10 protein-coding genes are annotated in these 13,570 nt (G+C 32.6%); 6 read left to right on the top strand and 4 right to left on the bottom strand.

Annotated elements, in window-relative coordinates; all coding sequences use genetic code 11:
• Positions 1-2 precede the first annotated feature (2 nt).
• From E4J94_RS05785 to folE, 3 genes are all read right to left on the bottom strand, one after another.
• Positions 3-3,140, bottom strand: a complete 3,138-nt coding sequence (locus tag E4J94_RS05785) for a SusC/RagA family TonB-linked outer membrane protein (protein WP_135834903.1) — start codon at positions 3,138-3,140, stop codon at positions 3-5.
• Between the two features lie 151 nt (positions 3,141-3,291).
• Positions 3,292-4,767: a cysteine--tRNA ligase gene (cysS, locus tag E4J94_RS05780; RefSeq protein ID WP_135834902.1), complete on the bottom strand. Its 1,476-nt coding sequence runs from the start codon at positions 4,765-4,767 to the stop codon at positions 3,292-3,294.
• 17 nt (positions 4,768-4,784) lie between these two features.
• The gene (gene folE / locus E4J94_RS05775) at positions 4,785-5,462 is read right to left on the bottom strand and encodes a GTP cyclohydrolase I FolE (protein ID WP_114997904.1); all 678 of its coding nucleotides are present in this window, start codon (positions 5,460-5,462) and stop codon (positions 4,785-4,787) included.
• Positions 5,463-5,562: 100 nt separating this feature from the next.
• On the opposite strand from folE, the gene hutH reads away from it, so the two are divergent.
• The 6 genes from hutH (at position 5,563) to E4J94_RS05745 (ending at position 11,501) form a co-directional block, all read left to right on the top strand.
• The gene (hutH, locus tag E4J94_RS05770; protein WP_394346080.1) at positions 5,563-7,110 is read left to right on the top strand and encodes a histidine ammonia-lyase; all 1,548 of its coding nucleotides are present in this window, start codon (positions 5,563-5,565) and stop codon (positions 7,108-7,110) included.
• 4 nt (positions 7,111-7,114) lie between these two features.
• On the top strand, positions 7,115-7,666 hold the full coding sequence (locus E4J94_RS05765) for a hypothetical protein (protein WP_135834901.1): 552 nt from the start codon (positions 7,115-7,117) through the stop codon (positions 7,664-7,666).
• Complete coding sequence (locus tag E4J94_RS05760) at positions 7,657-8,043, top strand: ribosomal maturation YjgA family protein (protein ID WP_246034264.1); 387 nt, start codon at positions 7,657-7,659, stop codon at positions 8,041-8,043. Before E4J94_RS05765 ends, E4J94_RS05760 begins: the two co-directional genes overlap by 10 nt.
• Positions 8,044-8,133: 90 nt before the next feature.
• The gene (locus E4J94_RS05755) at positions 8,134-10,113 is read left to right on the top strand and encodes a urocanate hydratase (protein ID WP_135834899.1); all 1,980 of its coding nucleotides are present in this window, start codon (positions 8,134-8,136) and stop codon (positions 10,111-10,113) included.
• A 209-nt stretch (positions 10,114-10,322) separates the two neighbouring features.
• A complete protein-coding gene (locus tag E4J94_RS05750) occupies positions 10,323-11,195 on the top strand; it encodes a pirin family protein (protein WP_135834898.1) in 873 nt (290 codons plus the stop codon).
• Positions 11,196-11,219: 24 nt separating this feature from the next.
• Positions 11,220-11,501 carry a GNAT family N-acetyltransferase gene (locus E4J94_RS05745; RefSeq protein WP_135834897.1) on the top strand — a complete coding sequence of 94 codons (282 nt, stop codon included), beginning with the start codon at positions 11,220-11,222 and terminating at the stop codon, positions 11,499-11,501.
• A 72-nt stretch (positions 11,502-11,573) separates the two neighbouring features.
• On the opposite strand, the gene E4J94_RS05740 is transcribed toward E4J94_RS05745, so the two are convergent.
• Positions 11,574-13,535, bottom strand: coding sequence for a T9SS type A sorting domain-containing protein (locus E4J94_RS05740; protein ID WP_135834896.1), 1,962 nt, complete (start codon positions 13,533-13,535; stop codon positions 11,574-11,576).
• Between the last annotated feature and the right edge of the window lie 35 nt (positions 13,536-13,570).

Here is a 13,570-nt window from a genome sequence, read left to right as displayed (position 1 = left end):
TTTTAAAAGTCTAACGACATACCTATTGAGAAACTTTTCATAATTGGAGTAGTGTAATTAAAAGCTCCTTTACCCATAAAAGACCAAGCATTACTAATTGATTCTGGATCAAAATTTAAATCTTTGTCAAATGCATACGTCCATAAATTAAACCCTTTCGCATATAAAGTCAAATTCTTAATACCTGTTTGTTGTTTAAATTTATCTCCAAAACTATATGCTAATTTTACCTCTTTCAAACGTATATGATCTCCTTTTCTTAACCATCGATCTGATACTAATCTACTATTATTTGGATTATTTAATTGAGGTTTTGGATTCGCTGCACCTGTGTTTTCTGGTGTCCAATAATCCATAGCATCTACGATTTGATTACGCCCTTGGAAGTTTCCATCATGAAAGAAAAATGAATGAAAATCATTATGAACATAAAAATCAAATTGACCTGTAAAAAATACATTTAAGGATAACCCTTTGTAAGAAAATGTATTTGATATTCCAGCCATATATTTAGGAAAAGCTGATTTATCTAACCAAACACGCTCAGCTTGACTTTTATCTGTTGTAATTGTAGTTCTAGAAGCATCTGTATACCAACTTCCTACTCCAAGTTCCCCAGCATTTGGATCATTATTAGGTCCTGCCCATAACCATACATAATACTCACCTAGCAATTTACCATCTTGAAGTGCGTTTAAACAATCTTCACAGTCCTCTCCCTTAGGACCCGAACTATTATAAAAATAAGGTTTAGAGTCTACATTTAATTTCTTTATAACATTCAAATTTCTAGAAAAATTTGCATTAATATCCCATTTAAAATCTTTATTAACTGGTGTACTTGTTAAAGTAATTTCAAATCCTTTATTTGAAATATCTGCAACATTTGCAATATAACTACTTGGACTTCCTGATTCTGGTTTTGTAACAGCATTAAATAAAGCTCCCTCTGTTTGTTTGTTATAATATGAAAAGATTAACCCAAGTGCTCTTTTATATAAGTTAAATTCAAAGCCTAAATCTAACTGCTTCGAAATTTCCCAATCCAAATTTGCATTACCTGCAGACGATATAGATGTATAATAATCATCTCCATACGGAATTGTTTGTGAAGTAGCAACTAATGCATAATAATCGTATTGTCTTCCCCACATATCAGCAAAAGGTACATTTCCTAAACGCCCATAACTTCCTCTTAAAATTAGATTATCAACAACAGAAGAACCTTTTAAAAACTCTTCTTTTCCTATATCCCAACTTCCTGCTACAGACCAAAATACTCCTCCACGATTCTTTTTAGGTAAAACTGAAATTCTATCATATCTAACTTGTCCTGCTAAAGTATATTTATTATCATATATGTAACTTAATTTAGAAAAATAAGAATCTTGTCTCCACTTAAAAAAATACCCTGACCCCTTATCTATATCTAAAAATTTTTCTGGATCAGAATATTGAAAATCAGGTATTGGTTCAGAAAAATCTCTTCCTTGTTTTTGTCTTAACTTGTATTCATGATCTTGATAATCAGATCCTATAGAAAAATCTACATCATGTAAGTCATTGAACTTTTTTCTAAAAGATAAAGTATTTGTCCAGTTCCAATCCCAAATATGAGTTTCTCCTGTTTGCATAAAACCATTTTGAGCTTTACCATCTCCAAAATTAGGATTCCACCAAACAACCTCATCCATTAATTGTCTTTGTCCTCCAAAAACAGTATTAAAAGTGAAGTATTTAAGAAACTTGTATTCTGCTGTAAATGATCCTAAATAAGTATCTATCTTTCCTTTTAAATAATTGTTATGTAAATTACCTATTGGATTAAACCCTTCAGTAACTTCACCTAAATTCGTTTGATTATAAGATCCATCAGGATTATAAATTGATTTTGTTGTTGGAATAAACAAAGATGACAACCAAGGATTTGCAGATGCATTTGCATCAGGAATAGTTTTTCTTTTAACTCCTGTATAATTTAAAGAAAAACCATATTTTAAATTTTCTGTAACCTTTTGATCAAAAGCTAGAATTGCACTTTTTCGATCAAAATCAGTTGTTTGAATTAAAGGTTTATTCTTATAATAAGTAATACCTGCACGATAAGAAATTCCTTTCGTACCTCCTGTTATTGAAAAATTATATGTATTCACAAAAGATTGATTTCGCTGAACAGCTTTTCTCCAATCCGTTTCTGTTATTCCATCCCATCCAGCATCATTATTCTTAATAAACTGACTTATTGCATCTTCAAGCGAACTAAAAGTTTGCCCTAAAGCTTTCTGAGAATTAAAAAAAGTCTGCCCTCCATATTGATGATACTGACTAGCATTCATCATTCTAATTTTGTCAAAAGCTATGTTTTGAATTGCCATATCTGATGAAAAATTAAAACGAGGAGCTTGTCCATATTTACCTTTTTTCGTCGTTACAACGATAACTCCGTTTGCTCCTCTTGCTCCGTACAAAGCAGTAGCAGAAGCATCTTTAAGTACCGTGACATTTTCAATCATATTCGGATCTATAGAAGATAATGGATTCCAAGATTCCATTAAACTAGCATTATCAGCTCCTTTACCTACTACAATTCCATCAATCACGTATAATGGATTTGGAGTTCCTAAAATAGATCCAACTCCACGAATCAACATCATATTTGAAGATCCAGGATCACCACTTGCTGTAGAATAATTTAATCCAGCAACACGTCCATTCAATACTTCATCAATAGAAGATACAGGAGTATTTTCAAAATTATCTCGAGATACAATTGTATAAGACCCAACTTTTTGTGCAGGATCAAGTTTAATTCCTCCTATAATATTTACAGTACCTAATTCTATATCATCGGATTTTTTAGAAGTAAACTTCACATCCCCTAAAGTTGTAGAGGTAACTTTTATCGTTTTTTCTTCTCCATTAGAATCAATAATTTTTAATGTATCTCCAACTTTTGCGTCTACATTAAAACTTCCATCTCCATCTGTAAAAACCGAAGTTCCTGTTCTTGTAACAATTACTTCGGCCTCTTCCATTGGAAAGCCATTCGAGTCTTTTAGAACTCCTTTAACTTGGGCATAAGCTAAACCTCCCATCAAAAAAAATGATAGAATACCCAAAGAAGTAAATTTTCTCCTCATATTATGTTAATTTTTAGTGCTAATTGTTACAAATATGATAAACATAAATATATAATGCAAATTTTTTGTTAAATTTTTAAAAAACTACATAAAAAAAAGCCACTTATTTATAAGTGGCTTAATTATAATGTTATAGTAATTTTAACTTATTTTAAAGACTAAACAAAGTAGTACCGTCAGCGCCATCTTTTAGTTGGATACCTAATACACTTAATTCATCACGAATCTGATCAGATAAAGCCCAATTTTTATCCACACGTGCCTGATTACGCATTTCTATTAGCATTTTTACTACACCATCTAATTTGTCAGAACTTTCGTTTGCAGCTTCTGTATCTAAACCTAAAACATCATGAACAAAACCATTCATAATTGCTTTTAAACGTTCTAAATCTTCTGCTGTAATATTCTCGAAACTATCTTTGATTGAGTTAATCATTTTCACTGCATCAAATAAATGTGCGATTAATATCGGCGTATTGAAATCATCATCCATAGCGGTGTATAATTTCGCTTCTAATTCATTAATATTAACAGTAGAAGTTTTCTTTGGTGTAATTATTTCTAATGTTTTCAATGCTTCAACCAAACGATTATATCCTTTTTCTGAAGCTAACATTGCATCATTTGAAATATCTAAAACACTGCGATAATGCGCTTGTAAGAAACAAAAACGTACAACAGCAGGATGAAATGGTTTTTCGAAGAAATCATTTTCACCATTCACTAATTGCATTGGCAAAATGTAATTCCCTGTCGATTTACTCATACGCTGACCATTCATCGTCAACATATTTGCATGCATCCAATATTTTACTGGCTCGTGTCCATTAGAACCTTTTGCTTGCGCAATTTCACATTCGTGGTGAGGGAATTTAAGATCCATTCCACCTCCATGAATATCGAAATAATCTCCAAGATATTTTGTACTCATCACTGTACATTCTAAGTGCCAACCAGGAAAACCATCTCCCCAAGGTGAAGCCCAACGCATAATATGAGCAGGCGAAGCATTTTTCCAAAGTGCAAAATCCACAGGATTTTTTTTCTCTCCTTGCCCGTCTAAATCTCTTGTATTATTGATTAATTCTTCGATGTTACGGTTACTCAATTCACCATAATCAAGTCCTTTTTTGTTGTAAGCTTCCACATCAAAATAAACTGATCCATTTACTTCATAAGCAAATCCTAAATCAATTAATTTTTCCGCTAAAGCAATTTGTTCTAAAATATGCCCCGTTGCTGTAGGCTCGATTGTTGGAGGGAGTAAATTAAATTTTTCTAAAACTTTATGAAAATCAACTGTATACTTCTGTACGATTTCCATTGGTTCTAATTTCTCTAATTTAGATTGTTTTACAAAACGATCATTTTCTACATTTCCATCATCTGTTAAATGCCCAGCATCAGTAATATTACGAACATAACGAACTTTGTAACCCAAAAATTTTAGGTAACGATAAATCATATCAAATGACATAAACGTACGCACATTCCCAAGATGCACATTACTGTAAACGGTAGGTCCACAAACATACATTCCAACATTATCTTGATTAATTGGTTCGAACGTTTCTTTCTGTCCCGTTAAGGAATTATGTAATTTTAATTGATTTTCTTTTACCATTTTATAGGATTTATATTTTAAACATTGAAAGTAGTTTTCATTCCGATGTACGAAATAAACTCTTTTCTTAATTGCTCATTATCTTTAAATGCTCCACCATACTCGGCAGTAACTGTACTTGATTCGATATCTTTGATTCCGCGCGAATTCACACACAAATGTTTCGCATCAATAATACATGCTACATCATCTGTACCTAACGCTTCTTGCATTGCTTTCACAATTTGCATTGTCAAACGCTCTTGTACTTGCGGACGTTTTGCATAATATTCTACAATACGATTCATTTTAGACAATCCGATTACTTTCCCTTTCGAGATGTAACCAACATGTGCACGTCCAACGATTGGTAAAAAGTGATGCTCGCAAGTTGAATAAACCACGATATCCTTTTCAACCAACATTTGATTGTAGTTATATTTATTTTCGAAAGTTGACATTCCAGGCTTACGCTCTGGCAATAAACCACCAAAAATCTCTTTTACGAACATTTTCGCAACACGTTTTGGCGTTCCTTTCAAACTATCATCTGTTAAATCTAAGCCTAAAGTTTCCATGATGTTACGGAAATCCGCTTCTATCTTTTCCACTTTTTCTTCAGCAGACAACTCAAAGGCATCAGCTCTCAAAGGCGTTTCTAAGTTTGCTGAAATATGGTCGTCCCCCATTTCGTCATGAAGATGTTTATCACACATTACATAAAAATTTTAGCAAATTTATAAAAGATAGTGTTATAAAACCTTATCAAATCTCAATTTATTACATCTGAAATGATTTCTATCTTTTATCAAATCAATGAAAAGATTATCTTTGAAGTATCACAAATTCGAAAAAATGATCAAGAAAACTTACGGTATCGATTTTCTTTCGTTCGAGGATTACAAAGGAATCAAAGAAGGAAACATCGAAATTAAGCTTAATGAAGCAAGTAAAGAACAAATCTTAAAATCTCAACAGAACGTTGCTAAAATAGTTGCTTCTGGACAAACAGTTTATGGAATTAATACTGGTTTTGGACCACTTTGCGATACTAAAATTTCTGAAGAAGAAACACGTCAACTTCAACATAATTTATTGATCAGTCATGCGGTTGGTGTTGGAAATCCAATCAAGAAAGAAATTTCTAAAACCATGTTAATTGCAAAAGCACATGCTTTGTCAAAAGGATATTCAGGTGTGACTTTAGATGTTGTGGAACGAATTTTATTAATGATTGAAAAAGATATTATTCCAGTCGTTCCTGAAAAAGGATCTGTTGGAGCATCTGGAGATTTAGCACCATTATCTCATTTATTTTTACCATTAATTGGTGAAGGAAAAGTTTGGGATGGCGATACAATTGTTTCGACAAAAGAAGCTTTAGCCAAACACAATTTACAACCTTTACATCTTTCTGCGAAAGAAGGTTTAGGATTAATTAACGGAACACAATTCATTTTATCTCATGCTTTAAATGGTTTAGAAAAATTCGAATATTTATTGAATTTAGCTGATGTTGCAGGAGCTTTATCATTAGAAGCTTACGAAGGTTCTCCTCGTCCATTCGAAGAAGAATTGCATCAAGTTCGTCCATTCAAAGGAACATTGTTGGTTGCAGAACGTATGCGAAATTTATTGAAAGGTTCTGAAATTGCTTTCTCTCACGCTGATTGTGGTCGTGTCCAAGATCCATATTCGTTACGCTGTATGCCTCAAGTTCACGGCGCATCACGAAATGCTTTTTTCCATTTGCAAGAATTAGCAGAAATCGAATTAAATTCTGTTACTGATAATCCAATCGTTGTCTCAGACGAAGAAGCTATTTCAGGTGGGAATTTCCACGGACAACCATTAGCAATGGTATTAGATTATGCAACAATTGCGGCTTCAGAATTAGGAAATATTTCGGATCGTCGTCAATATTTATTAATCGAAGGAAAATATGGTTTACCAAAATTATTAACAGAAAGTTCAGGATTAAATTCTGGTTTCATGATTCCTCAATATACATCTGCTGCACTTTGTACAGAAAACAAAACTTTGTGTTTCCCTGCATCTGCAGATAGTATTCCGACTTCTTTGGGACAAGAAGATCATGTTTCGATGGGAAGTATTTCTGGACGAAAATTCAACCAAGTCTTAGACAACGTAGAACGTATTTTAGCAATCGAATTAATGTACGCTTGCCAAGGTTTAGAATTTAGAAGACCACGTAAAACAAGTGCTTTCTTAGAAGAAGTTTTCACAAAAGTTCGTTCAGTTTGTCCAAAATTAGAAGAAGATCGTTTGATTGGAGATGACATCAATAATATAATCGATTTGCTACAAACAGATGATTTCAAAAAATTAATATTAAGTTTTTAATAAAATGAAAAACAACCGCCTAATCCTACTTTTATTTTTATTAATATCAATAATTTCTCAAGCCCAAACGACAACTTTTGGAGATAGTAAACCTGAAGAATTTGAGTTTTTACCTTACGAAGGAAGCCGAATTATACAAGGTTTTCGTGTTGATATGGGAAATGAAAAATTTTGTATCGTTTACTCAAAACCTGCAAAAGGTGTAACGCCAGACACCATTTTTATACAAGAATATAAAAAAGATGGTTTGGAATGGAAACAGAATTTGAAAGACAAAAGAAGTAGTAATAACACGATTTTCATCTGGGGAAAACGTGGAGGATTTTTTACAGATGATGCAAAAATTGGAATTGCATATACGGCTTTTAGCGAAGAAAATTTAGAAACAGAAGAACGTTTTATTGTCGGATATTTTATTCTATACAAGGATAAAGTCTTTACATTAGAAGAGAATAAAAATGGTAAAATCATGAAATCTTCTAATTATAACGAGCTTCCTGCAAAAGCACAAGAACGAATAGAGGATGCTTTTAGTCAACTTGATAAATGGAATTAATAATGTTCAAACTCGATAAAAAATCATTCATAATTGCAATTATTATCTTTTTGATTGAAGTAATTATTGCATTGTACATCAAAGACAAAATCATTCGTCCTTTTGTTGGTGATATTTTAGTCGTGATTTTTATTTACTATTTTATCAAAGCATTTATCAACACAGAAGCAATTAACATTGCCATTTTTACGTTGATTTTTTCTTTTGTAGTTGAAATTTTACAATATTTTAATTTTGTAGAAATGATTGGTCTAGGATATAACAAAGCAGCTCGAATAATTATCGGAACATCATTTTCGTGGATTGATTTACTTTGTTATTTTGTCGGATTTATCCTATTATTTTTTATTGATAAAGATTTGAAGAAAGAAATGTAATTTGAACGAGATTCCTCGACAAGTTCAGAATAACAACAAAAAATCGTAAAACTTATAGCGTTTAACGCAAAACATAAAAACACAAAAAAAATGACTTTTCAAGAACAAATAAAACAAGGTATTCCTTCTGTTTTACCTCAAAAAAAAGAGAGAGATCCTAATATAAGTCACGCACCTAAGCGTAAAGAAATATTATCGGAAGACGAAAAAAAATTAGCGCTTAAAAATGCATTGCGTTATTTCGAACCAAAAGATCATGCTGAACTAATTCCAGAATTTAAGCAAGAATTAGAAGATTTCGGGCGTATTTATATGTATCGTTTGATGCCTGATTACAAAATTTTTGCACGTCCAATTACAGATTATCCAGGAAATTCGCAACAAGCAAAAGCAATTCAATTAATGATTCAAAATAACTTGGATCACGCAGTAGCTCAACATCCAGAAGAATTAATCACCTATGGTGGAAATGGTGCCGTTTTCCAAAACTGGGCGCAATATCTATTAACGATGAAATATTTGTCTGAAATGACAGAAGAGCAAACCTTGGTGATGTATTCTGGGCATCCAATGGGTTTATTTCCTTCACACAAAAATGCTCCGCGCGTTGTCGTTACGAATGGAATGGTGATTCCTAATTATTCGAAACCGGATGATTGGGAAAAGATGAATGCGTTAGGTGTTTCTCAATACGGGCAAATGACCGCTGGAAGTTATATGTACATTGGTCCGCAAGGAATTGTTCATGGAACAACGATTACCGTTTTGAATGGTTGTCGCAAAATCGATAATGAAGGTACGGCTGGTAAATTATTTGTAACGGCAGGACTTGGTGGAATGTCTGGTGCGCAACCGAAAGCGGGAAATATCGCAGGTGTTGTTTCTGTAACTGCCGAAGTAAACCCTGCTGCGACATACAAACGTCATGAACAAGGTTGGGTGGATGAAGTGATTACTAATTTGGATGAATTAGTTGCTCGTGTTCGCGAAGCCAAAGAAAATAAAGAAGTTGTTTCGATTGCTTATGATGGAAATGTGGTTGATGTTTGGGAAAAATTTGACCAAGAAAATCTATACATTGACTTAGGTTCAGATCAAACCTCTTTGCACAACCCTTGGGCTGGCGGTTATTATCCTGTTGGATTATCTTTCGATGAAGCCAATGAAATGATGGCAAACAATCCAGAATTATTCAAAGAAAAAGTACAAGAATCGCTACGGCGTCATGCAGATTCTGTCAATAAACATACGGCGAAAGGAACGTATTTTTTCGATTATGGAAATGCCTTTTTGTTAGAAGCTTCTCGTGCTGGTGCAAATGTAATGGCAGAAAATAATATCGATTTTAAATATCCTTCGTATGTGCAAGACATTATGGGACCTATGTGTTTCGATTTCGGATTTGGACCTTTCCGTTGGGTTTGTACATCAGGAAAAACCGAAGATTTACAAAAGACGGATGAAATTGCTTGTCAAGTTTTAGAAGAAATCATGCAACATTCTCCGAAAGAAATTCAGCAACAAATGCAAGATAATATTACGTGGATAAAAGGTGCTCAAGAAAACAAATTGGTTGTTGGATCTCAAGCACGTATTTTATATGCTGATGCTGAAGGAAGAATTAAAATTGCGAAAGCCTTTAACGATGCAATTGCGAAAGGTGAAATCGGAGCAGTTGTTTTAGGGCGCGATCATCATGATGTTTCTGGAACAGATTCTCCTTTCCGTGAAACATCTAATATTTATGATGGTTCAAAATTCACGGCTGATATGGCAATTCACAATGTAATTGGAGATAGTTTTCGAGGCGCGACTTGGGTTTCTATTCACAACGGTGGTGGCGTTGGTTGGGGAGAAGTTATCAATGGTGGTTTTGGAATGTTGTTAGATGGGTCTTCAGACGCTGAACAACGTCTAAAATCGATGTTGCATTGGGATGTAAACAATGGAATTGCTCGACGTTCTTGGGCAAGAAACGAAGAAGCTATTTTTGCGATCAAACGTGCGATGGAAGAAGAACCTTTGTTGAAAGTTACTTTACCTAATATTGTTAATGAAGATTTATTGTAATGATCAACTTCAAACATTAAAACTAGAAAAGCATCTCAATTGAGATGCTTTTCTAGTTTTAATAATTTTATGAATTAAATTAATCCTTTATAAATTGTATATAATCACACCTAGCTTGTTCAAAAACACTTCTTAACCTACATCAATATAATCGACTATTTAGCTTCGTAAATTTGTATAACAAAAATAAAAACATATAAAAAATCATTATGAATACAAAAAATATAGAAGCAGTGATTGCACCAAGAGAACCACATTTTGTAGGAGACGGATTTAGAGTTCATAACTTCATTCCAAGTGGTTATCATTTAGATATGAGAAGAATGGATCCATTTATTATGTTGGATTACAATTCAAAATTTCATTTCCCAGCAACAGACAGACCAAAAGGTGTTGGCGTGCATCCACATCGCGGTTTCGAAACGGTAACAATTGCTTATGAAGGAAGCGTTTCGCATCACGATAGTTCTGGTGGAGGTGGAACAATTCAGCAAGGAGATGTACAATGGATGACAGCAGCTTCGGGTGTTTTACACAAAGAATATCATGCAGAAGAATTTTACAAACAAGGTGGTATTTTCCAAATGGTTCAATTGTGGGTAAATCTTCCTGCAAAGGATAAAATGAGCACTCCAAAATATCAAGCGATTGAACATAAAGATATTCCAACTGTAGAAGTTGAAAATGGTTTTATCGAAGTTATTGCTGGTGAATACAACCAAACAAAAGGTGCTGCATCAACATTTTCTCCTGTTAATATGCTGAATGCAAAATTGAACGAAGGAGGAAAAGCTAATTTTAATTTTCCTGCAAATTACAATACCGTTTTATTAGTTATTGATGGAGAAATAAAAGTAAATAATCAAGAAATTGTTCCAACTGATCATTTGTTATTGTTTACAAACGAAGGCGAAGATTTCTCAATAGAAGCAACAGAAAATAGTGTGGTATTAATTTTGAGTGGAGAACCTCTTAATGAGCCAATCGCTTCTTATGGCCCTTTTGTGATGAATACACAAGAGCAAATTCGAGAAGCTTTCGAGGATTTTAATAACGGAAAATTTGGTACTTTAGAAGATTAATAAACAACTTAAAAAATAAAACTGATGGAAATTAAACAAATTGATGATAAAAAAAATGGTGCTTTTATCGTTTTAGATGGCGATAAAAAAGCTGGAGAAATGGCTTATGTTTGGGCTGGTAATGACAAAATTATTATCGATCATACGGAAGTTGATGAAGCTTATGGCGGTCAAGGTGTTGGTAAAAAAGCTTTATTAAGCTTAGTTGATTGGGTTAGAAAAGAAAACATAAAGGTTATCCCTCTGTGTCCTTTTTCTAAAGCTCAGTTTGATAAAAACCCTGAAATTAGAGATGTTTTATCATAAAAAAACAAAAGGCTATTCGAATCGAATAGCCTTTTTTCATTATTAGTGTTAATTCATCAAAAATTTATTCATTTAATCTTTGATGATTTTTTGTGTAACAACTTCTTCTGTAGTCTCAATATTTATTATATAAACTCCTTTTGATAAACTAGAAACATTTATCTGAGGATTAATTTTATTTAATTGTTTATTGTAAACTTCTTGACCAGTCATATTAATAATTTTCACAGTTTTCACAATTAACTTATTATTAATTGATAAAATATTTTTCACTGGATTTGGATAAATTTGAATCTTTTTAGAATTTATATCTGATGTAGCTAAATTCGTTGTAATATTTATTGTATAGTCTTCACTTTGCCCAAACGCATAAGTAATAGAACAAGGATCATCTGGTACTAATCTATATGTTTTCATTATACGCATACGTGTTTTTCCTAACTTTATATTATCAGGAAGACTGATAGACTTTGTAACAGTCTTACCATCTGCTCCTGTAGAGCCTGTAATTGCACCAACATAATACCCTTCAGTATCTGGGTTGAAAACTCCATCTTGATTTAAATCAAAGTAAACGACAAATTCACTTTTCTCATTAGGTCCATTTGTATTTCCAGCAACTGTAATATCATATGTTCCTCCTTGAGCTAAATCTGTAGATTGCTCTAAGAAATATTCATTTTCATTCGCTGTAACATAATTAGTTGAAGTATTATCAATAGTTCCTATTTTAACACGAGTAATTGGTTCTACAATTGCTGTAAAACGAGGAATACAATAAGAATCTTTTACATAAATTTTGAATGATGCAGAATTAATTACTTTACCTTCAGCATCAACTAAATTGTAAGCAACTGTTGTAATTCCCATAGGAAATTCAGCTCCTGATTTTAGTCCATTCACTAAAACTAATTTGTAATCTGGACAATCAGATGTGACTTCATAATTTACTATAGCAGAAATTTCTCCTAATTTTGATTGTACTTCAATATCAGAAGGAACATTTATCTTACATTCTTTTGGATCAAAATATCCATTTAATTTCAATATCCATCCTGCAGCAACATTTCCATTCCCTACCTCATGCCCTCCAATAAAATCTCCATTTTCTGAAACTACATTTGCAGAACCTAATTTTCCCCCAGGAATCGTAATTTCTATTCCTTGTTCTACTAAAAGATCTTTTATCAATTTTGGTTGATCACCAAGAGATTTATGGTAGATAATTGCATCTCGATCAGAAACCATATTTTGAGCATATCCTACTAGAATTCCATTTGAAGAATATGAAAATGTACCTGTTCTATAACCAGCTGGTAAATCAAATATTTTATACTCATTTGTATTTAAATTATACATGAAAGGTTTTAGATTAATTTCTCCAACTACAATACCATCGTCATTTATATTCCAAATATGATTATTTATAGGAACGGCATAATCTGTCAACAATTTTTTAAACTTACCATCTTTCTCTATAACAGCTAATTCTCTAAAGGTTCCATTTACGTCTGCATCAATCCAACCAACTGTACTTCCGTCATTATTTACACTATAACCAGCTCCATATTTATAACCATTAGGAATTATATTTTTTAATTGTTTTGTTTGAATATCATAAACAAAAGGTAGAGCTTTCATTTGCCCAACAATATAGCGTCCATTACTACTAATTGAATACACAGTTACTCCATCATTTTTCGTTAAATCAGGAAAAACTCCTGTTGAGATCCATTCGGTTGTTTCTGCTAATTTATATACAGGGTATAATGAGTCATTTATCCTACTAACTCCTACAATATCACCTTTTTCATTCATATTTGCATAGCTGATAATACCATTATCCTTTTCAACAAATGTATTTGTTCCATAGTTATAAGTATATGCAGTCATAACAGCATTTCCATTATTAGCTATACCTCGAACTCCAGATTTCGGGATATCCATAGTTCTAAATTCCATCTTTTGCGCATATAAGCTAGAAGATATAAAGAGTAAAGCAACCAATTTTTCTAAAATAAAATTTCTTCTCATGTTTTGTAATTTTTCTCAAAAAAAATAAAAATTCA

Origin of the sequence: Empedobacter tilapiae, assembly GCF_004785645.1 — a bacterium.
GTDB lineage: Bacteria > Bacteroidota > Bacteroidia > Flavobacteriales > Weeksellaceae > Empedobacter > Empedobacter tilapiae.
The sequence above is the reverse complement of the archived record's forward strand: the minus strand, read 5'-3'. Positions and strand labels throughout refer to the sequence as shown.

Bases quoted from the DNA above. Each gene is read 5' to 3' on its own strand.
- E4J94_RS05785 (WP_135834903.1), bottom strand. From the start codon at position 3,140: ATGAGGAGAAAATTTACTTCTTTGGGTATTCTATCATTTTTTTTGATG.
- cysS (WP_135834902.1), bottom strand. From the start codon at position 4,767: ATGGTAAAAGAAAATCAATTAAAATTACATAATTCCTTAACGGGACAG.
- folE (WP_114997904.1), bottom strand. From the start codon at position 5,462: ATGTGTGATAAACATCTTCATGACGAAATGGGGGACGACCATATTTCA.
- hutH (WP_394346080.1), top strand. From the start codon at position 5,563: ATGAAAAGATTATCTTTGAAGTATCACAAATTCGAAAAAATGATCAAG.
- E4J94_RS05765 (WP_135834901.1), top strand. From the start codon at position 7,115: ATGAAAAACAACCGCCTAATCCTACTTTTATTTTTATTAATATCAATA.
- E4J94_RS05760 (WP_246034264.1), top strand. From the start codon at position 7,657: ATGGAATTAATAATGTTCAAACTCGATAAAAAATCATTCATAATTGCA.
- E4J94_RS05755 (WP_135834899.1), top strand. From the start codon at position 8,134: ATGACTTTTCAAGAACAAATAAAACAAGGTATTCCTTCTGTTTTACCT.
- E4J94_RS05750 (WP_135834898.1), top strand. From the start codon at position 10,323: ATGAATACAAAAAATATAGAAGCAGTGATTGCACCAAGAGAACCACAT.
- E4J94_RS05745 (WP_135834897.1), top strand. From the start codon at position 11,220: ATGGAAATTAAACAAATTGATGATAAAAAAAATGGTGCTTTTATCGTT.
- E4J94_RS05740 (WP_135834896.1), bottom strand. From the start codon at position 13,535: ATGAGAAGAAATTTTATTTTAGAAAAATTGGTTGCTTTACTCTTTATA.